Annotated in this window: 20 protein-coding genes and 1 tRNA gene; 17 read left to right on the top strand and 4 right to left on the bottom strand. The window is 63.0% G+C overall.

The genetic code is table 11. The features are described from left to right. Positions 1-41 precede the first annotated feature (41 nt). The 3 genes from VFO29_07510 to VFO29_07500 are packed head-to-tail and all read left to right on the top strand — an operon-like array spanning position 42 to position 5,283. Complete coding sequence (locus VFO29_07510; GenBank protein HET9393346.1) at positions 42-710, top strand: hypothetical protein; 669 nt, start codon at positions 42-44, stop codon at positions 708-710. After that, entirely contained in the window at positions 710-2,167 is a 1,458-nt protein-coding gene (locus VFO29_07505; GenBank protein HET9393345.1) for a DNA polymerase Y family protein, read from the top strand. The genes VFO29_07510 and VFO29_07505 overlap by 1 nt, the downstream gene beginning before the upstream one ends. After that, positions 2,167-5,283, top strand: coding sequence for an error-prone DNA polymerase (locus VFO29_07500; GenBank protein ID HET9393344.1), 3,117 nt, complete (start codon positions 2,167-2,169; stop codon positions 5,281-5,283). The genes VFO29_07505 and VFO29_07500 overlap by 1 nt, the downstream gene beginning before the upstream one ends. Here VFO29_07500 and VFO29_07495 read toward each other — a convergent pair whose 3' ends face one another. Together VFO29_07495 and VFO29_07490 are read right to left on the bottom strand one after the other, a co-directional pair. Beyond that, on the bottom strand, positions 5,284-6,009 hold the full coding sequence (locus VFO29_07495) for a hypothetical protein (protein ID HET9393343.1): 726 nt from the start codon (positions 6,007-6,009) through the stop codon (positions 5,284-5,286). 101 nt (positions 6,010-6,110) lie between these two features. After that, positions 6,111-6,920, bottom strand: coding sequence for a substrate-binding domain-containing protein (locus tag VFO29_07490; GenBank protein HET9393342.1), 810 nt, complete (start codon positions 6,918-6,920; stop codon positions 6,111-6,113). Positions 6,921-6,997: 77 nt separating this feature from the next. On the opposite strand from VFO29_07490, the gene VFO29_07485 reads away from it, so the two are divergent. Genes VFO29_07485 through tyrS form a run of 8 tightly spaced genes read left to right on the top strand, consistent with a single transcriptional unit; the run spans position 6,998 to position 15,678 of the window. Then, complete coding sequence (locus tag VFO29_07485) at positions 6,998-7,240, top strand: hypothetical protein (protein HET9393341.1); 243 nt, start codon at positions 6,998-7,000, stop codon at positions 7,238-7,240. Beyond that, positions 7,224-8,564 (top strand): 23S rRNA (uracil(1939)-C(5))-methyltransferase RlmD, encoded by a 1,341-nt coding sequence (rlmD, locus tag VFO29_07480; GenBank protein HET9393340.1) that lies wholly within the window; start codon positions 7,224-7,226, stop codon positions 8,562-8,564. Before VFO29_07485 ends, rlmD begins: the two co-directional genes overlap by 17 nt. 2 nt (positions 8,565-8,566) lie before the next feature. Beyond that, the gene (gene gatC / locus VFO29_07475) at positions 8,567-8,857 is read left to right on the top strand and encodes an Asp-tRNA(Asn)/Glu-tRNA(Gln) amidotransferase subunit GatC (protein HET9393339.1); all 291 of its coding nucleotides are present in this window, start codon (positions 8,567-8,569) and stop codon (positions 8,855-8,857) included. Further along, complete coding sequence (gene gatA / locus VFO29_07470) at positions 8,854-10,314, top strand: Asp-tRNA(Asn)/Glu-tRNA(Gln) amidotransferase subunit GatA (GenBank protein ID HET9393338.1); 1,461 nt, start codon at positions 8,854-8,856, stop codon at positions 10,312-10,314. Before gatC ends, gatA begins: the two co-directional genes overlap by 4 nt. Further along, a complete protein-coding gene (gatB, locus tag VFO29_07465; protein HET9393337.1) occupies positions 10,311-11,771 on the top strand; it encodes an Asp-tRNA(Asn)/Glu-tRNA(Gln) amidotransferase subunit GatB in 1,461 nt (486 codons plus the stop codon). The genes gatA and gatB overlap by 4 nt, the downstream gene beginning before the upstream one ends. 9 nt (positions 11,772-11,780) lie before the next feature. Then, positions 11,781-12,134, top strand: a complete 354-nt coding sequence (locus tag VFO29_07460) for a VOC family protein (protein ID HET9393336.1) — start codon at positions 11,781-11,783, stop codon at positions 12,132-12,134. Continuing rightward, complete coding sequence (locus VFO29_07455) at positions 12,068-14,485, top strand: endonuclease MutS2 (protein ID HET9393335.1); 2,418 nt, start codon at positions 12,068-12,070, stop codon at positions 14,483-14,485. Before VFO29_07460 ends, VFO29_07455 begins: the two co-directional genes overlap by 67 nt. A gap of 2 nt (positions 14,486-14,487) precedes the next feature. Then, entirely contained in the window at positions 14,488-15,678 is a 1,191-nt protein-coding gene (gene tyrS / locus VFO29_07450) for a tyrosine--tRNA ligase (GenBank protein HET9393334.1), read from the top strand. A 161-nt stretch (positions 15,679-15,839) separates the two neighbouring features. Here the strand turns inward: tyrS and hslO are convergent, their stop codons facing one another. Continuing rightward, positions 15,840-16,730: an Hsp33 family molecular chaperone HslO gene (hslO, locus tag VFO29_07445; GenBank protein ID HET9393333.1), complete on the bottom strand. Its 891-nt coding sequence runs from the start codon at positions 16,728-16,730 to the stop codon at positions 15,840-15,842. A 55-nt stretch (positions 16,731-16,785) separates the two neighbouring features. Between hslO and aroQ the strand changes: the two genes are divergently transcribed. The 6 genes from aroQ (at position 16,786) to VFO29_07415 (ending at position 19,692) form a co-directional block, all read left to right on the top strand. Then, complete coding sequence (aroQ, locus tag VFO29_07440; protein HET9393332.1) at positions 16,786-17,208, top strand: type II 3-dehydroquinate dehydratase; 423 nt, start codon at positions 16,786-16,788, stop codon at positions 17,206-17,208. Positions 17,209-17,317: 109 nt separating this feature from the next. After that, positions 17,318-17,641 carry an HU family DNA-binding protein gene (locus VFO29_07435; GenBank protein ID HET9393331.1) on the top strand — a complete coding sequence of 108 codons (324 nt, stop codon included), beginning with the start codon at positions 17,318-17,320 and terminating at the stop codon, positions 17,639-17,641. 88 nt (positions 17,642-17,729) lie between these two features. Continuing rightward, positions 17,730-17,804 (top strand) — tRNA-Pro (locus VFO29_07430). A 9-nt stretch (positions 17,805-17,813) separates the two neighbouring features. Next, positions 17,814-18,257 (top strand): ribonuclease HI family protein, encoded by a 444-nt coding sequence (locus VFO29_07425; protein HET9393330.1) that lies wholly within the window; start codon positions 17,814-17,816, stop codon positions 18,255-18,257. A gap of 8 nt (positions 18,258-18,265) precedes the next feature. Continuing rightward, entirely contained in the window at positions 18,266-18,916 is a 651-nt protein-coding gene (locus VFO29_07420; protein ID HET9393329.1) for a hypothetical protein, read from the top strand. Next, positions 18,913-19,692, top strand: a complete 780-nt coding sequence (locus VFO29_07415) for a polysaccharide deacetylase family protein (GenBank protein HET9393328.1) — start codon at positions 18,913-18,915, stop codon at positions 19,690-19,692. The genes VFO29_07420 and VFO29_07415 overlap by 4 nt, the downstream gene beginning before the upstream one ends. Here VFO29_07415 and VFO29_07410 read toward each other — a convergent pair. Continuing rightward, entirely contained in the window at positions 19,661-19,954 is a 294-nt protein-coding gene (locus VFO29_07410) for a DUF3465 domain-containing protein (GenBank protein HET9393327.1), read from the bottom strand. The genes VFO29_07415 and VFO29_07410 overlap by 32 nt on opposite strands. Positions 19,955-19,964 lie beyond the last annotated feature (10 nt).

The raw sequence follows: 19,964 nt of genomic DNA, 5'->3' as shown, positions 1-19,964 counted from the left end.
CCATTGACAATCGAACATATGTTCGATTAGGATCAGAGCCCATGGTTCCTGCCGCCGCCGTCGCCGAAACGTTCGCGAGCCTGAAGGCCGGGCTGGACGTGCGCGCCGCGGGCCAGATCGTGGCTGCCGACCCGAGCGCTTTTTCGAGCGGCTTCGCCGAACTGGACCGGGCGCTGGCCGGCGGATTCGTCCGGGGAAGCATCGCGACGCTTGAGGGTCCACAGAGCTCCGGACGGACCTCGGTTTTGGCCGGGGCGCTGGCGGCCGCCACCCGCACGGGGTTTGCGGCCGCCATTCACGACGGCTCGCTCTATCCGCCCGATTTGCAGCGCGCGGGCGTCCGCCTGGAACGATTGCTGCTCGTCTGCGCCGCGGCGCCGCTGACAACGGCGCGCTGCGCCGACATCTTGCTGCGGTCGCGCACTTTTGCCCTGGTGACATTGCCCGCCGTGAACATGCGCGGCACGGTGTGGTCGCGTCTTGGTGCGCTCGCGCAAAAATCGGATACGCTCTTGCTGGCGCTCGGAGCGCAAGCCGGCACCGAGCTCGGATATTTTGCTTCCACGCGCGTGCGGTGCGCGATCGAACGCGTGCTGTGGTCGGAAGGCAGCGGTATTTTGCGCGAACTCACCGGTTATGAAGTTTGCACGCAGGTGTTCAAACATCGCCGCGGTGCGCCCGGCGCCGTCGCGCGCTTGCGGATCGCCTGATGCTGCTCTGCATTCACGTCGCGAATTTCGCACTTGCCGTCGCGCGGCAACCGCATGTGGGCGGCATGTGTATTCTGGCCGACAAAGCGGATCGCGGACGGGTGCTCGAGGTTGACGAAGCCGCGCACGCGCTCGGCGCGCGCACGGGTCAGACCGTGTTGCAAGCCTGCGCAGCGGCCGGCGGCGCGCGCGTCCTCGTGCACGATGCAGTTCGTTCGCATGCGCTGTGGGAAGATATGCTCGACGCGCTCGATGCGCTTTCACCGCTGGTCGACGATGCGGCTGAAGGCACCGCTTATGCGGAGATGCGCGGCTGCGGCGGCACACCCGGCGATTGGATCGCGCGTGCACGTCAAACGCTCGCGCCGTTCGATCTGCCGGTGCGCGTCGCCGCCGGGCCAAATAAATTCGTGGCGCGCGCGGCCACCTACGTGCGCGACGGCTGTATCTGCGCGCCCGATGAAGCCGCGCACCTGATGGCGCCGCTGCCGCTTGAAGTGCTCGCGCTGGAGACGCGGGTGCTCGAACGGCTGCACCTGCTGGGCATTCGTACGCTGGGCGAGCTGGCGCGGTTGCCGCACGGGCCATTCGTGCGCCGTTTCGGTTCTCAAGCCGCACGCTGGCACGAGTATGCGCGCGGCATCGACGCGGCGCCGTTCCGGCCGCGTCCGTATACGCTGCAGATCGAAGCCGCAGTTTTCGGCGAGGGCAGCGCCGTGCAAGAAGAGCAGGTCTATTTTGCATTGCGCGTGCTGGCCGAGCGCGTCTGCAGCGACTTGAACCGCGCCGGCAAAGCCGTCGCGCTGCTGAAAACGACCTTCGAATGCGAAAACGGCGATTTGCGGGAATTGGACGCCGGCTTCGCGCAGCCGACGGCCGATCCGCGTACGATTCTCGACATCCTGCGTGCAAAGTTGGAGGGGCAGACGTTCGATGCGCCCATAACCGGCCTGCGCCTGCAAGCCATGCGCTTAGAAGAATGCGGCGTCTTTGCGACGCTCTTTGCGCGCAACGAGCCGGATCCGCAAGCGCTCGCGGTGGCGCTCGAGCGGCTGCTGGCAGCCGGCGACGTGCAGGCGCACCAAGCGCGCGTGCGTCCGGCGCATCTTTTGGAATCACGTTACACTTATTGTCATCCTGAGGTATCGAAGGACCGCGAGGCTTCGCCGAGCGGCCCTGAGCGATGCGAAGCATCGTCGAAGGGGACCTCGGTTATCTCCGCACCGCAACTTCGTATGCTGGCGGTGCGCGAAGTTGCGGTAAAAGTGCGCGGGAATGTGCCGGCGAGCGTGGATGCGCGCGCGGTTATGAATTGCGCGGGGCCGTGGCGCGTGGACGACGGCTGGCACGAAACGCATGTGGTGCGCGACGAGTACGACGTGCTGCTGGAAGACGGCGCGCTGTGCCGCATCTACCGCCAAGGCGAGCAGTGGTATCTGCAAGGCGCGTATGACTGATGCTCGGCTACGCCGAGCTGCACGCGCATAGCAACTTCACGTTTCTCGAAGGCGGATCGCATCCCGAAGAGCTCGTCGAAACGGCAGCCGCACTTGGGCTGCAGGCTCTAGCACTTACCGACCGGGACGGACTCTATGGCGCGGTGCGGTTTGCGAAAGCTGCTGCGGAACGCAAACTGCCCGGCATCATCGGCAGCGAGCTCACCTTCGGCGATGGCCAGCGAATCGTTGCGCTGGTCGAAAGTGAGTCCGGCTACGCCAATCTCTGCGAGTTGATTTCGCTCGCGCAGCTGCGGGGAAGCAAAGGCGAGCCGCGGCTGGAGTTCGAGGATTTTGACAACCGCACGGATGGGCTCACCGTCCTGGCGGGCGGTGCGGCTGCCGCTGCCAAAGCGCGTTCGTTGCGCGATCGCTTCGGCGGACGTCTCTATCTGGAGCTGCAGCATCATCTGCATGCCGCCGACGCCCGGCTCTGCCGGGAGACGCTCGCACTCTCGCGCGAGCTGCAGATTCCGTGCGTGGCGACGAACGGCGTCTTCTACGCGACCAAAGAGGGCGCACGTTTGGCCGACGCGCTTTTTTGCATCAAACAAAAAACCACGCTCGCGCAGGCGCGCGAAACAGCGCTGCTGCGTCCCAACGCCGAGTATCATGTAAAGCCGGCGCGGATGATGGCGCAGATCTTCGCCGGATATCCGGAAGCGATTGCCAACACGCTGGCGATCGCCGAACGCTGCGCCTTCCGGCTCGATCGCCTGACCGGCCAGTTTCCCATCTTTCCGGTACCGGACGGCTACACGCGGCAGAGCTATTTGCGCGAGCTCGTCTATCGCGGCGCGGCGGAACGTTACGGCTCGCCGCTGAGTTCGGCGGTCGAACGGCAACTCGAATACGAGCTCGGGATGATCGCCAAGGCCGATTTGGCCGGCTACTTTTTGATCGTCTGGGACATCGTGCGTGCCGCGGGAGAGCTCGGCGTGCTCTGTCAGGGACGCGGTTCGGCAGCTAATTCCGCGGTCTGTTACGCGCTCGGCATCACGGCGGTCGATCCGATCGGCATGGACTTGCTTTTCGAACGGTTCATGTCCGAAGGGCGGAAAGAGATTCCCGACATCGACGTGGATTTCGCGCATCAAGATCGCGAGAAGGTCATTCAATACGTGTACGACCGCTACGGGCGCACGCACGCGGCGATGGCGGCGGAGGTCGTGACGTATCACACGCGATCGGCCATTCGCGACATCGGTAAAGCATTGGGGCTGACGCTCGCGCAAGTCGACACCGTGGCGCGCGAATACGACGCCAATGAATCGCTCGGCGGCGCGGTCGGGCCGCTCGACGATGTATTCGGCGAACGGCTCCTGGGATTGTGCGAACGTATCGACGGGTTTCCGCGGCACATGGGCATTCACTCCGGCGGCATGGTCATCACGCGCGATCCCCTCGTGCGGGTGGCGCCGGTCGAGTGGGCGACGATGCGCGATCGAACGATCGTGCAGTGGGACAAAGACGACCTGCAAGATCTCGGCCTGATCAAAATCGATCTGCTTGGCCTGGGCATGCTTTCGCTTTTACGGGAGGCGTTTGCTCTGCACGGACGCGTTTTTTGTCATCCTGAGCCTCTCGAAGAGCCTGTCCTGAGCCTGACGAAGGGACCCCGAGCTTGTCGAGGGGAGCATCTACACTTACATACGATCCCGCAAAACGATCCGGCGACGTATGCCATGATGCAGCGCGCCGACACGATCGGCGTCTTTCAAATCGAATCGCGCGCGCAACAGTCCATGCTGCCGCGCATGAAGCCGGCCTGTTTTTACGACATCGTCATGCAGGTCGCGATCATTCGCCCGGGGCCGATTCAAGGGCAGATGATCCATCCGTTTCTGCGGCGGCGGTCGGGACTGGAACCCGTGACGTATCCGCATCCCAAACTCAAACCCGTGCTCGAACGCACGCTGGGCGTGCCGCTTTTTCAGGAGCAAGGCATGCGCATGGCGATCGAGGCCGCGGGCTTTTCGCCGGCTGAAGCCGATCGCTTACGCCGCGCCATGGGGCACAAACGTTCGCACGAACGTATGCTCGAACTCTATCCGAAGATGGTCGAAGGCATGGTCGAGAACGGCATCGATCGTGCCGCCGCCGAGCAGCTCTTCCACATGCTCGAAGGCTTCGCCGACTACGGTTTCCCCGAATCGCATGCGGCCAGTTTCGCATTGCTCGCGTACGAATCGGCGTATCTCAAATGTCACTATCCGGCGGTTTTTGCCGCGGCGATCCTCAACGTGCAGCCGATGGGATTTTACTCGACCGAAGTACTGGTCAACGACGCGCGCCGTCACGGTGTTGCCGTAAAACCTGTGACGGTCAACTCCAGCGAGTTTTGGAGTTTTGTGGATGAAGAAGGCGCGCTGCGGCTGGGCTTTCACGTGATTCGCGGTTTGGGAGAAGCCCAGCGCGAGCGGCTGGAGGCGGCGATCGCGCAAGGCGCCTTTGCCGATCTACGCGATTTTGCGCAGCGCACGCAGCTGGAGAAGGAGGCAATTGAAAACTTGGCCGTCGCGGGCGCATTTGCGCCGTGGTTTGCATCGCGGCGCGAGGCGATGTGGGCTTTACGCGGATTGGACGAACGCGAAACGCGCGGCGAACTCGGACGGCTGATGGAGATCGACGAACCGGCCGCGCGCTTCGCCGCGATCTCGGCGCGTCAGGAAACCGCGTTCGACCTGTGGGCGACCGGTATCTCGCCCAAAGTTCAGCCGATCGCGCACATGCGCGCCGAACTCGACCGGCAAAACGTCGTTACCGCCGGAGGTTTGGCCGGGATGCCGCACAACACGATATGCAAAGTCGGTGGCCTCGTCATCACACGCCAGCGGCCCGGCACCGCCAAAGGCTTTGTCTTTTTAACGCTGGAGGACGAAACCGGCTTGGTGAACGTCATCGTGCGCCCGGACGTTTACGAACGGTACCGCCGCGTCATCCGGCAATCGATGACGGTGATCGTCGAGGGCAAGCTGCAAAAAGAGAGCGGCTGTATCGACGTGCTGGCGCGCAAAGTCTGGGCCTTTGACGCAGACGCAGCCGTCGGCGGCATTCGCTCGCGCAACTTTCAATAGCTACCCGTGCTCCGGCGGGCAATATTGAAAGCGATGCGCGTAGCAGTAGGCCACCAACGGATGGAGATTGGTGCCGGCCGGCAAGACATAATCGGGCATCGGACCCGGCAGCGGAAAGTACCGTATTCCCAACTTGAACGGATCTTGGGCCGGCAAATAGCGAAGCGGCCACGGAACGACGCCGGTTTCGCTGGTGCCGTCAGGATACACGACCCAGTACCGGACGTAGTAGTAATCATACGGGCCCACTTGCCACATCTGAAGCGGGTAGAGAATGCCCTCTCCGATATTCGGCGAGCCGATGCTGCCCGAAAAATCGTACGCGTAGCGTTTTGTCGCCGCCGGAGTTGAAACGGGCTGCGCGGCGCTGATGACCGGATTGTTCTCGCGCCGTAATCGCGCGATCGTCTGCTGGTACTGCACCTGTTGCTGGGCGAGTTGCTCGCTGAAGCTCTGCGCGTGCCGCGCCGCCGCCTTTGGAGCGGTGATCGAGGCGCGCGGATTGATGCGCGCGAGTTCGCGATGCGGCGGCGGTTGACGCTGCGGCTGTTGAGGCTTCGGTGGTTGAGGCTTCGGCACGGGCCTGGGAAGCGGTTGCGGCGCCGGCGGCTGGATCTGGGGGCGTTGCGGCTGCGGCCGGCGCTCCAAGCGGATCGCGCTGCTGCGCATCGTGATCATCTCGATCGGCTGCAGCCGCTGCGCGCCTGTCGTGAAACGCGCGCCCAAAAGCCAAGCGATCAGCGGCAGGATCGTAAAGTGGAAAGCGATCGAGAGAAGAAACGCCCACAGCAGGAATCGCTCGGCGCGTTCGCGCCGTACAAAGGATCTCAGGCTGACTGCTTTCCTTTAAAGACGCGTGGATGCGCGAAGTACCGGACGCCGGCCGCCTCGAGGACGGTCTTGCCGTCGCCGTTCAGCAGAAAATTCATGAACGCGGCGGCGGCCGCCGGATGAGCGGCGTGCGGCAGCACGGCAACGGCATACGTGATCTCGTCAGAAAGATTCGCGGCGCCGGGCAGCTCGATCGTGTGCAGTTTGAGGGGCCCCGTTTCGGTCGAATAAAAGAAGGCCGCGTCGAGTTCGCCGGTCTCGACGCGCACGGCTAAGTCTTCCTCGGGAAACACTTGCGCGTTGGCGAGCAGTGTGTTCGCGAGCGCAGCGCGCCCTTCGTGCTTTCCGAGCAGGCCGATCGCTCGAATCGTCCGCGCGCCTTTTGGATCGAGCTGCGGATCCGTCCGGCCGACGCGCACGCCGGGTGCGGTAAGCAGGGCAAGCAGCGACGCATTTCCCTTGCCTGCAGCGGCGAAAAGGCTCGCCTGCGGCGATTTGTCCGAATAGGCGATGACCATGCGCGCGGAGCCGAAAACCACGTACGTGGGTGCCAGGCCTTTCAGCAGTGCGGGGTCTGCGCTGATGAAGACGTCCGGATGGCGCAGACCCGCGCGGATAAGGTTCGCCAGCGCGCGGCTGCCTTTCGCTTCGCCCGAAAAGTGGATGCCCGTCCGCTCCAGCAACGCGTGAGCCACGGGCCCCTCCATCGTGGCGACGAGCGAACCGGCATAGGCGACCGAGACGGTGGAAGCAGAACTGGGTACGAACGCAACGGCCGCGGCAAGAAGCACGGCGTTCATTTTCATACGTGCGATCTTCCGTGGTGCAAAAAGACATTCCTCATGACGACGCCGAAGCAATCCAAGGGAGCAGACCTAAGTTGATGCACGCGCAGCCTATGGACGATATCGACACGAACGGAAACGACGGCTCACGAGAAAATCGCGACGGCAACATTGCCCGTACGCTCGTTTGGGTTGGCGTCGCGGGGCTCTCTGCCGCACTCGCGTTCGCGCTGATCCGCGCGGCGCTCTCGCGCCGGCCTGCCGACCCGACGAGCCGGCGGATACAACAACTGATAGACGAGGCCAACCAACTTCTCAAGACGCTTGACGATCAGCGTTAATCCCGGCGTAGAACTCGATCTCGTTTTCACCGATCTGCTCGCCAACGGCCAGGCCGTCGGCCGGGCGGACGGCATTGTTGTGTTTTGCTCCGGCCCGCTGCCGCGGGAACACGCTCGCGTTCGCATCACAGAAGTTAAACCAAAGTATGCTGTGGCGGACCTGATAGAGCTCACGCAGACTTCGGCCGAGCGGGTCGAGCCGTTCTGCCGGGTCTTCGGAACGTGCGGCGGGTGCCAGCTGCAGCATCTCGCGTATCCGGCGCAACTCGCGTGGAAGACCAACGTCGTGCGCAACGCTCTCGCCCGCATCGGCGGTTTCGGAGACGCCGTTGTCGCAGAGGCGATCGGGATGGAGTCTCCGCGCGGCTACCGCAATAAGATGTCGCTCGTCGTCGAGCGTTCGTGCGAGCGGGTCGGCTTCTACAAGCAGCGTTCGCACGACGTCGTACAGATCGACGCGTGCCCGATTGTCGAACCGCGTCTCGACGCGCAGATCGATCGCTTGAACCGCGCAAAGGCCGCCCCCGGCACCGCAGACGCGGTGAACGAAGCGCGGCACGTCGTCGCGCGCTCCGCGAGGAACGGCCAGGTGGTTGTGACGCTTACGACCGATCGGCTGTCGGAAAAATTGAAAGATCGCGCGGACGCGATTGTCCGCACTTTAGACAACGTAGCAGGTTTGACGAACTCCTACGATCCGCCGGGCGCGAACGCGATTCTCGGCCGCAAACAACAGGCGCTCGCGGGCTCGGCTCAGATCGAGGAATCGATTGCCGGCGTGCGCTACCGCGTATCGGCGAGTTCGTTCTTTCAGGTGAACGTGGCTATCGTCGAGCGGATCTTCGCGCACGTGGAACCGCGGCTGGGAGAGCCGCGCAAAATACTCGATCTCTATTGCGGCGCCGGCACGTTTTCGTTATTCTTCGCCAAGCACGGCAGCACGGTGCTTGGAATCGAAGAGCACCCGCAGGCCGTCGCCGAGGCGCGCGACAACGCCAAACTCAACGGACTCGAACAGGCCGCGGGCTTTCATCAAGGCACCGTTCAGTCCGCGCTGCGGCGCCCGGACGTTGCCAAGGAACTGGCGGCCGCCGATCTCGTCTTCCTCGACCCGCCTCGCAAGGGGAGCGATGAGGCCACGCTCGGAGCGATTGCGGCTCGCCGGATTCCCGCGATTTGGTACCTGTCCTGCGATCCGGCGACACTCGCCCGGGATTTGAAGTTTCTCGGCGCTAAAGGGTACGGAATCAAGGAAGTGCAGCCGTTCGACATGTTTCCGCAGACCGGTCACGTCGAAGCGCTGGCAATTCTGGAATTGGTTTGAAGTTGGCTGAAAAAATTGACATCCGTCACGTCGCCAAACTCGCGCGCATTGCGCTCAGCGAGGAAGAGGTCGCGCGCTTCGGCGAGCAGTTGGGCGATCTGCTGGAGCACGTGAACGTGCTCTCCGAATTGGACACTGCTTCGGTTCCGGCCACCGCGCAAGTAGTCGAATCGCGAAATGTCGAGCGCGCCGACGAGATTAGCGCGTGCCTCGATCGTGAAACGGTGCTCTCAATGGCTCCGCAGCGCCAAGGCGGGTTCTTCCGCGTGCCGCGGATCATCGCCGAGCCATGAACGAGCTGGTTCGCCGCTCCGCCGCGGAGATCGCGCGGGAAGTCGGCGCAAAACGTCTCTCGGCATCCGAGGTGACCGAAGCGGTCCTGGCGCGCGTCGATGAAGTTGACGATCGCGTCGGCAGCTATCTGACGCGCCTGCACGAGCTGGCCCGCCGCAGCGCGCAGCGCGTGGACGAACGCGTTGCGGCCGGAGAAAAGCTTCCGTTGGCCGGCGTTCCGGTCGCCATCAAAGACAACATGTGCTTGACCGGCACGCGCACGACTGCCGGGTCGAAGATCTTGGAAAACTGGATCGCACCGTACACGGCCACGGCGGTACAGCGAATCCTGGACGCGGGCGGCATTCCCATCGGCAAAGCCAACCTGGACGAATTTGCGATGGGCAGCTCCTGTGAAAACAGCGCTCTCGGCGTGACGCGCAATCCTTACGATTTAGCGCGCGTTCCCGGCGGCAGCTCGGGCGGACCGGCGGCAGCCGTCGGCGGATTCGAAGCGGCGATCGGATTGGGGAGCGATACCGGCGGATCGATTCGGGAGCCGGGCGCGTTTTGCAACATCGTCGGATTCAAGCCGACCTACGGACGTGTTTCACGCTACGGCTTGATCGCTTTTGCCTCGAGCTTGGATCAAATCGGTCCGCTCACGCGCACGGTTGAAGACGCCGCGCTGGCGTACGACGCGATGGCCGGACACGACCCGATGGATTCGACAAGCATCGACCGTCCGGTCGAACCGGCTGCTGCCGGGCTGCGAACGGATTTGAAAGGCCTGAAGATCGGCGTCGTCAAGGAGTTTGTAACGGAAAAGCTGGGGCCGGAGATCGATGCGCTCTACCGGCGTGCGTATTCGGAACTCACGGACCTGGGCGCTGAAATCGTCGAAGTCTCGCTGCCGTCGGCCGATTATGGACTGGCGACCTACTATTTAATAGCACCGGCGGAATGCAGCAGCAATTTGGCGCGGTTCGACGGCGTGCGGTACGGTCTGCGAGTCGAAGGCGACGACGTCGGGCAGATGTACGAGAAGACGCGGTCGGCGGGCTTCGGCGCGGAGGTGAAGCGGCGCATTCTCATCGGCACCTATGCGCTGTCGAGCGGCTACTACGACGCCTATTACGTCAAGGCGCAAAAAGCGCGCACGATGTTCGCGCAGGATTTCCGCAAAGCGTTCGAACGCTGCGACCTTATCGCAGCCCCCGCGACCAGCGGCCCGCCGTTTGAGTTCAACGCAAAGAGCGATCCCTACAGCATGTACATGATGGATTATTACACGATTCCCATGTCGCTGGCGGGTTTGCCGGCGCTCTCGGTGCCGTGCGGCTATGCCGGAAAGCCGCAGCTGCCGATGGGACTGCAGCTCTGCGCGCCGCTGTTCGAGGAAGCAAAGCTGCTGGCCGCCGCGCACGCTTACGAGCAGGCGACTCACTACGCTTCGCAGCTTGCGGTGGCGTTATGATCGCGCCAACGAAGTACGAAGCCGTTATCGGCATCGAATGTCACGTCGAACTGACGACGCGCAGCAAAATGTTTTGCGGCTGCGCCAACGAGTTCGGCGGCGAGCCCAATACGAAGGTGTGTCCGGTTTGCCTGGCGCTGCCCGGGGCGCTTCCAGTTGCGAACAAAGCTGCAATCGAGCACATGATTCGCGCCGGGCTGGCGTTCGGCGCCGAGATTCCGGCATTTTCAAAGTTCGATCGCAAGAACTACTTTTATCCGGACATGCCCAAAGACTATCAGATCTCGCAGTACGACATGCCGCTGACCCTGGGCGGCTCGGTGCGCTACTGGCTCGATGACGGCACCATAAAAGAATGCCGGCTCACGCGCATCCATTTAGAGGAAGATACGGGAAAGTCCATGCACGCGGGCGGCGACGGACGCATTGCCGGCAGCGCCTACTCGCTGATCGACTTTAACCGCGCGGGCGTCCCGCTGATGGAGTGCGTCTCCGAGCCCGACTTGCGCAGCGCGCAGGAAGCTGTCGGATATCTGGAAGCGCTTAAGCGCACCTTCGTGCTGCTGGGAGTCAGCGACGTGAAGATGGAGGAAGGCTCGCTGCGGTGCGATGCCAACGTCTCGATTCGCCCCGTTGGCTCGACCGCGCTCGGCACGAAGACCGAGATCAAGAACATGAACTCGTTTCGCTCCGTTTTGCGTGCGATCGACAGTGAGATCGCGCGCCAGACTGAAATCTTGGAGTCAGGCGGGCGGATCGTTCAGGAGACGCGCGGCTGGGACGAGAGCCAGGGCGTCACGCACTCGATGCGCAGCAAAGAAGAGGCCCACGACTACCGCTATTTCCCGGATCCGGACCTGGTGCCGATCGAGATCGACGCCGCACTTATCGAAAATTTGCGAAAGACGATTCCACCGCTGCCGGCGCAGAGGTTCGAGCGCTACCTGAGCGAGTACAAACTCGATCCGAAGCAGGCGACGCAGTTGATAGACAACGTGCCGCTGGCGCAATACTTTGATGAAGCCGTTGCGGCGAGCGGCAACGCGCAGCAAAGCACGAATTTCGTCTTGGGCGATCTTTCGCGGCTGGCCAACGAAACGGGCGTCGCCGTCCAGGCGTCGCCGGTCACGCCCGCGCAGCTGGCGGAGTTGATCGAACTCGTCGAGGCCAAGACAATCAATTCGAAGATCGCCAAAGAACTTTTGGAGCGCATGTGGGCCGGTGAAGGCTCGCCCAAGGCAATGGTTGAGAAGGACGGCTTGGCGCAGACCAGCGACGCCGGCGAGATCGGACGTTTCGTTGCCGCCGTGCTGGCGGAAAATCCAAAAGCCGTGGCCGACTACAAGAGTGGAAAAACGAATATCTTGGGCTTCCTCACGGGCCAAGTGATGAAGGCCTCACGCGGCAAAGCGAATCCGGCGCTCGTCAACGAGCTCTTGCGCAAAGAACTCGACTAAGGAGAGAAGATGGCTGTCATAGCTACGGATGCAAATTATTATACGGTCGTTGACCTGGCAAAGATGACCGCGTTTTACAGCAAGATCCTCGGTGCGCCCACGGTCGAAATGCCACGCTTAGCGGAATGGACGCTCGCCGACGATTCGGCGTTCGGAATTTACAATGCGGGCGGCAAGACGGGCGGCCGTAGCGGCAGCGTGATGTTCGGCGTCGACGACCTGACGGCGACGGCACAAATCGCCCGCGAGGCGGGTGCTAAGGTCGACAGCGACGACGATTTGACCGACACCCCCGTCTGCCAGATGATGTTTGCCTACGACCCGGAGGGCAATCAATTCATCCTTCACAAGCGCAAGACGTAACGCTCGCCGATACCCGGACGCTCGACGCGCTGGATTTTGCAGCCGTGCGCGAGCGCGTGGTCGGGCAATCCGTCACCGCGCGCGGCCGGCAGCGCGCGCAGGCGCTGGAGCCATTCAACGATTTCGAGCGCGTGCGCCGCGAACAAGCGGCGACGAGCCTCGTGCGCGATCTCGTCGCTGCAGTGGATATGCACGTGCTGCCGGCAGTTGACACGAGCGATCTGACGCAACGCGCGTCTATCGGCACGTCGCTTTCACCGGCGGAACTGCGTGGGGTTGCCGATGCGATCGGCGCTGCGGCCGCGGCCTACAATAAGACGCGCGAGGCGCCGGGAGAAGCCCTGGCCGCGATAACCGCCGCTTACCGGCCGCTCAAAGATCTGCAGCGGGCGATCGGCGACGCAATCGAGGAGCGGGGGACGGTTGCGGACCGCGCCTCTCCCGCGCTGGCGCGCATCCGAAAGAATCTTTCCCAAGCGCAAAGCGAAGCGCGCGATCGCGTGCACGCGCTGCTTCGTTCACCCAAATACGCGCGCGCTATTCAAGACAGCGTCGTGACGATCCGCGAGGGGCGCTTCGTCGTTCCCGTCAAGTCCGAGTTCAGCGCGGACGTGCCCGGCATCGTGCACGACACCAGCTCCAGCGGCCAGACACTGTTCGTGGAGCCGCTCGCCGCGCTGGACGCCAACAACCGCGTGCGTACGCTGCGCATCGAGGAAGAGCGTGAAGTTCAACGCATCCTCGATCAGCTCTCGCGACAGGTTGGCGCGGAAGCCGCGCAGATAGAGGCCAACGTCGAAATGCTCGCGGAGCTCGACGTGCTGGTCGCCAAAGCCAAGATTGCCGACGCGATGGATGCGCGCGCGCCCGAACTGATCGAGGCGGCCGGCGTGACCGTGATCGGCGGGCGCCATCCGCTGCTCGGCGGCCGCGCGGTGCCGCAATCGCTTACCTTGGACGATAGCACGCGACTGCTCGTGATCAGCGGCCCGAACATGGGTGGAAAAACCGTTGCGCTCAAAATGGTCGGCCTGTTCGTGCTCATGACGTATTCGGGAATGCACGTTCCCGCCGCGGACGGAACGCGCATCGGACAGTTCACACGCGTCTTTGCGGACATCGGCGACGAGCAGTCGATCGCGGCCAACACCTCGACGTTTTCGGCGCACCTTGCGAGAATGCGGGATATATTCGCGCAGGCCGGGCCGGCGTCGCTCGTGCTGGTCGACGAGATCGGCGGCGGCACGGAGCCGACCAGCGGCGCGGCGCTGGCGATTGCGATGCTCGAAAGACTCCTAGCTGTGCGCGCCTGCGCGATCGTGACGACGCACAGCACCGAACTCAAACTCTTCGCGCATGAAACGCCCGGAGTCATCAACGCGAGCGTGCGGTTCGATCCGCAAAGTTTTGCGCCGACTTTTCATTTGGACGTCGGGACGCCCGGACAATCGCTGGCGTTTCCGCTAGCCCGCTCGCTGGGCATCAGCTCCGAGGTCATCGCGCGAGCCGAGGAACTCTTGAGCACGCGCGACCGGGACTACGAGCGCGCGCTGGCCCAGCTCTCCGACTTAAACGCGAAGCTGCAGAAAGAACGCGAAGCCGTCGAACGCGAGCGCGGACACGTCGGAACGCTGCAAACGAACCTGCGCGCGCGCACGGAAGCGCTGGAGCGTGAGCGCCGCGCCTTTGCCGAAAGCGCGGATGCGCGCTTGCAGAAGACGCTGAAAGAGTTTGCGGAACGCCTGGCCGCCTCGCGAGCCGGCGAGCCGCGCGCGCAGCCGAAGATCACGCGCGGACAGGCCGAGCTGTTGCAGCGCACGCTCGAGGACATGCATCAGGATCTGGGCCTATCTAGTCATCCTGAGGTATCGAAGGACCCTGAGCGCAGTCGAAGGGGCAGTGAAGTGCTCGCCGATGGCGACACCGTGCGCATCATATCGTTGGCGCAAGACGGAACCGTGATTGCGGATAACGGCGAGACGGTGCTGGTCGCGATCGGTCCCATGAAAACGGTCGTGCAAAAGAACGATGTGCGCCGGACCGGTGCGGCGCTGCAGCGCGGATCGGGATCGCAGGCCGCCGATACGAAACTCGAGGCCGCCTCAAAGACCGTCTCGCAGCTCGACGTCCGCGGGAAACGGTACGCGGAGGCCGAGCCGCTGGTGGACCAATGGATCGACGAGGCCGTCCTCGCGGGCAATTCGCCGCTGCGTTTGATTCACGGCAAAGGAACCGGCATGCTGGGCCGCGGCCTGCAAGAATTCTTGAGCGCACACCCGCAGGTGAAGAACGTTCGGTACGGCGACGAAAACGAGGGAGGCGGCGGCGTTACCGTCTTTGAATTGCGCTGACGATGCCCGATCTCGATGAACTGCTTGACGGTTTCGATCATGTCGAAACCAAACGTGAACTCCAAGAGCGGCTTTCCGAAGGCAAGCCGCTTACCGTAAAGCTCGGCCTCGATCCGACCTCGCCCGATCTGCATCTGGGCCACGCGGTGGTCCTGCGAAAGTTGCAGCAATTCGTCGAAGGCGGACACAGCGTCGTCCTGGTGATCGGATCGTTCACGGCGCGAATTGGAGACCCGTCCGGCCGCAACGAGCTCCGTCCTCCGCTAACGACCGCCGAGATCACGACGAACATGCGCACGTACGCCGAGCAAGCCGGCAAGGTGCTCGACATGGAGCGCGTGCGTTTGGAGTACAACTCTACCTGGCTGGACCGGCTCACATCGGCGGACCTGCTGCGGCTGCTCTCACAAGTGACGGTCGCACAGATGCTCGAGCGTGAAGACTTTCGCGACCGCTACACCGAGGGCACGCCGATCGCGCTGCACGAGTTTTTATATCCTATCGCGCAAGCTTATGACAGCATCGCGCTGCACGCCGACGTCGAGCTCGGCGGAAACGATCAACTCTTCAATCTCTTGATGGGCCGGCAGTACCAGCGCGAAGCGGGGCAGCGCGAGCAAGTTTGCTTGACCGTGCCGCTGCTCGAAGGGCTGGACGGTCAGAAGAAGATGTCGAAAACTGCCGGCAATTACGTCGGTCTGATCGAGCCGCCCGAGCAGCAGTTCGGCAAGCTCATGCGGATCGCGGACGAGATGATTTCGCGCTACGCACGCCTCGCGGCATTCCGTCCCGAGGCCGAGTGCGCGCAGCTGTCACACGCGTTACAAAACGGCAAAGCTCATCCCATGGATGAAAAGAAGAAGGTCGCCGAAGAGGTCGTCGCCCGTTATCACGGTGCCGAGGCCGCGAAGACGGCGCGCGAATACTTCGAACGGACGGTCCAGAAGCGCGAGCTGCCGACCGAAAACGTGCCTGAAGTCAAGCGAGGTAACGCGCTCCGTGTTATCGACGTCATGGTCTCGGTCGGGCTAGCGGAAAGCAAGAGGGCAGCCGAACGGCTTGTGGCCGGGAATGGCGTGCGCATCAATGGTTTAGTTGTCGAAGACCCGAAGGCGTCCTGGCCGTCGTTGGATGCGCCCGCGATGATCTCCGTCGGCTCGCGAAAATTTGTGAAAGTACTGCCAAATGAGTGATGAAAAACGATTTGTCTGCAAGCGCTGTAAGCGTGACTACCCATATCCCGTACCGGGCGGTCCGCCAATCAAGTGCGAGTGCGGCTGGTGGTACGAAAACGTCTCCGGAAAAATTCGCGAGGCATTCTGGGAGCGCATCGATCCCTATCGCGACCCGCCGCCTACGCTTTTTTCAAGAGGCTAACCAGTTCGTTTAACTCCGCGGAGGTGAATACGTAGAGCTTTTTGCAGAACTCACACGTCGCTTCGGTTTCGGGACGTTCACGCGCCATCTTTTGAAGTTCGTCCGCTCCTAGGCCGGCCAATGCCGTCTCGACTTTTTCGCGCGTGCACCGGCACAAAAACGTGACGTCGAGCGTGCGGTGCGATCGCAACGCGGCGCCTCCCGCTATTGCGTGCAGGAGTGCATGTGCGTCGGCGCCTTCAGAGATGAGTTGGGTGATCGGCGGCATCGCCAGCGCGCGTTCTTCGAGTGCGGCGATCGTGCGCTCGTTCGCGCCCGGCAAGAGTTGCGCGATCGCGCCGCCGGCCGCTACGACGCCGGTCGGACCGGCGAGAACGCCGAGCGCGACGACGCTCGGAATTTGCTCGGACTTGAGCAAGTATGCGGCGAGATCTTCGGCGATCTCCCCGCTTTGCAGCGGAACGACGCCGGAATACGGCTGGCCTTCCTCGGACGCTTTGGTTACGTGCAGTGTGCCGCTTCCGAGTGCTCCGGCGACGTCGAACTTGCCCGCTTGATTTAACGGAAGCTCGACGCGCGAAACCTTTGTGTAGCCGCGTGCGCCGATGCGATCCTCGCCCGCGAGCCACGCGTCCGCGACGACGCCGCGCAGCGGGCCATCGCCCGCTATCTGCAGTGAGATCCGCAGTTCGTCCTTGAGCCCGGCTCCCAGCAGCGCGGCGCCCGTAATCAGACGGCCGGCCGCGGCCGTCGCCGTGGGGCTCAAACCGTGGCGCCGCTGCGTTTCGCGAACGAGTTCCGTCGTCACCCCGACCACAACCGCGAAACCGTCGTCGGGCGCCGACGCGCTGATGATGAGATCGCGCATGACCCGGGCCGCAATGCCCCGAGGTTCGCCCTGTTTCCTCCCCGAAAGGCGCGGCATGCGAGTCCTGGTTATTCACGGGCCGAATCTGAATTTGCTCGGCGAACGCAAGCCTGAGGTGTACGGCACGCAGACGCTCGAGCAGATCGACGCGCAGATCGCTAAGCTCGCCGGCGAGTTAAAGATCGAGGTGCGCAGCGCGCAGCACAACTCGGAAGGCGCGATCGTGGACGAGCTGCACGCGGCTCGCGGAAAATACGACGCAATTATCATCAACCCCGGCGCGTACACGCACTACGCGTACGCGATCGCCGACGCCATCGAAGCGATCGGTATTCCGGTGATCGAAGTTCATCTCTCGAATATCTTTGCGCGCGAATCTTTTCGCCGCGTCAGCGTCGTTTCGGCCGTCTGCACCGGAACGATCAGCGGCTTCGGCGCCGATTCCTATCTGTTGGCGTTGCGCGCCGCGACCCGATAAAATATGGGTTTGTCAGTCAAAATCGGGAAGGAGGCCGCAGGGTACCTGCGTATAAGACCCAGGCGGCCAGAAAAAAACTCGTACTAGTGCCGTTGGAGGAGATTCTCACTTGACGAAAGCCGAAATCGTAGATTCCGTTGCCACCGAATCCGAACTCACAAAGCGGCAAGCGACGGAAATTGTCGACCTGATCCTCGACGAGATCACGTCGGCGCTGCAAAAGGGTGATGACGTCGCTCTCACGCCATTTGGACGATTCAAAGTGCGTAACCGGAAAGCGCGCGAGGGCCGGAACCCCAAAACCGGAGCGAAGATTAAGATCCCGGCACGCAAAGTGCCGGCTTTTGTCGCCGGTAAAGCGCTGAAGGAAGCCGTAAGCGGCGGTCGCGGCGGTTCCAGAAAATCCGGCGCTAAGAAGAGGCGTAAGCGCTAAGCATCCGTCCGCTGACTACCGCGGAATTCGCGGGCGGGCACGTTTCGTCGAGTCGGCGAAGGTGCTCGTCCGTTTGCTTTTCCGGCGTCGGGCTGTAGCGAAGCTTGGTTATCGCGCCTGACTGGGGGTCAGGAGATCGTGGGTTCGAATCCCGCCAGCCCGAGATTCCTTAATGGACAGGCTGATCGCGCCCCCACCCGTTGAAGCGACACTTTTTGCCGACGGCGGCTCGCGCGGAAATCCGGGGCCGGCTGCATCAGGCGCGGTGCTCGTCGCGCCCGACGGCCGCATCCTCCACGAAGTCGGACATTTTTTAGGCGTGGCTACCAATAACGTCGCCGAGTGGACGGCGCTGAAGCTGGGGCTGGAAGCGGCAATCGAACACGGCGTCGCCAGCTTGGCGGTGCGCCTCGACAGTGAACTCGTGGTACGTCAGATCTCCGGCGAGTATCGCGTCAAGCACCCCGACCTGCAGCCGCTGCACGTGCGTGTAAAGAGCCTTCTCCGCAAGTTCGCGCATGTTGACGTGCGTCATATTCCGCGCAAAGAAAACGCGCTGGCCGACGCGGTCGTCAATCGCGTCCTCGACCAGGAGGCCTCCCGGCCCGGTCCGTAACCCGAGGGATGCGCCGCCCCTGGCTGCCCACCGCACTCTTCATTTTTTGCATCGTCTTCCTGGTCGCGGGAACGATTTTCATCAAATGGCCGGACTTTCAAAATAAACCGGAGGTCTCCAAGGTGCTGCAGGCGCCGACGGTGCTCGACCTGCGGCTGACCATCGCCTATAGCAATCCGCCGATCTACCAAGAGCAGTACACCATCCACAACAACAACGGCATCTCAAGCGCGCAGTACAAGATTACCGGCTACTCGGGCAAAGTGGTGACGGTCACGATGCTGCCGGCCAAACGGTACGAGATGACGTTCTTCTTCGAAGAGGTCGTCCAAGACGGCGTCTGGCAGCTGACGAACCGGCCGCCTCGCGGCAACACGGACGTCAACTACACCATCTACGTCCACGAGATCGCCAACCGGCAAGAAGGCTCGCGCACCATTACGTTCACCGACCCGCATTATTGGGCCGTCACGGCGGGCCGGCAGTACGAGATCCGGCTCAGCAAGAACAGCCCGACGCCCGATCTCTTGAAACTCCAGAGCACGTCGCTGGCCGATCCGCGCTTTGAAAAGATCGTTCGAGCGTTTCGGGCATTTGGACCGCCCTCGTTCCGGCAAAAGATTCAAAGGGCGCAGGCTCTGGTTCGAAACTCCCATTGATCGCGCTCCGCATACTGGCCGTGGTGGCCGCACTGGGACTGCTTGGCTTCGCTTCTTACGAAGTTTCAGAACAGCCCGGCAATCAGCTCTTCGGCCGCACGCTGACGCAGGGGCCGACGAACGAACGCGTCGTCGCGCTGACCTTTGATGACGGTCCCAACCCCCCGTACACGGATCGCATCCTCGAGGTGCTCGAGCGGGAGCACGTGCATGCGACGTTCTTCCTGGTCGGCCGGGCCGTGCAGGCATATCCGCACGTTGTTCGGCGCGAAGTGCGCGACGGTGACGCGGTCGGCAATCACAGTTGGGATCACAGCCATCTGGTCGTGCTCTCACCAGGCCAGGTCGTGCAGTCCATCGAGCGCACCGACGCGGCCATCCGCGCCGCGGCCGGGGTTCGGACCCGTTTGCTGCGGCCGCCGTTCGGCTCGCGCGACTGGAGCGTCATGCAGACCGCGCAGCGTCTCGGATACACCGTGGTGATGTGGTCGGCGCCGCTGGCGCGCGACTGGGAATATCCCTCGGCGGAGCTCATCGCGCAGCGGGTCGTCGCCGGCGTCGAGGACGGGTCGATCGTCGTGCTGCACGACGGCAACCGCGGCATGCTCTGCGGCGCGCAGCACCTTAGCCCGCACATCTGCGACCGGAGCGCGGACATCGCCGCCACGCGCATGATCGTCGAGGAGCTAAAGAAGCGCGGCTACCGCTTCGTCACGATCCCCGAGCTAATTTCGGCCGGCCGCACTATGCGTACACACGCCCGCGGAGGCGAATAAAGCCGTCCACGTGACGGCCCTGGGGATCGTGATGGGTCCAGTGCACGATGGGCAGAGACCCTCGATCGTGTACCATCTCGCCCCGAACCTCGACGCGATCGCCGGGACGAACGGGAACCGGCGGAGCGATGTCCACATTGTCGATGACCCTGATGGGGCCGGAGGCCGTCTGCACGTCGAAGGTCTCATGCTCGCAGCGCGTCCGCGTCCCGAAAAAATAGGTGGGCATGCTGCTGACCGTGCCGGCGAACGTAACTTCCATGCCCGTCAAT

It is taken from the genome of Candidatus Rubrimentiphilum sp. (assembly GCA_035710515.1).
In the GTDB taxonomy this organism is placed as follows: Bacteria; Vulcanimicrobiota; Vulcanimicrobiia; order Vulcanimicrobiales; family Vulcanimicrobiaceae; genus Rubrimentiphilum.
This window is presented reverse-complemented; position numbering and strand designations above follow the sequence as displayed.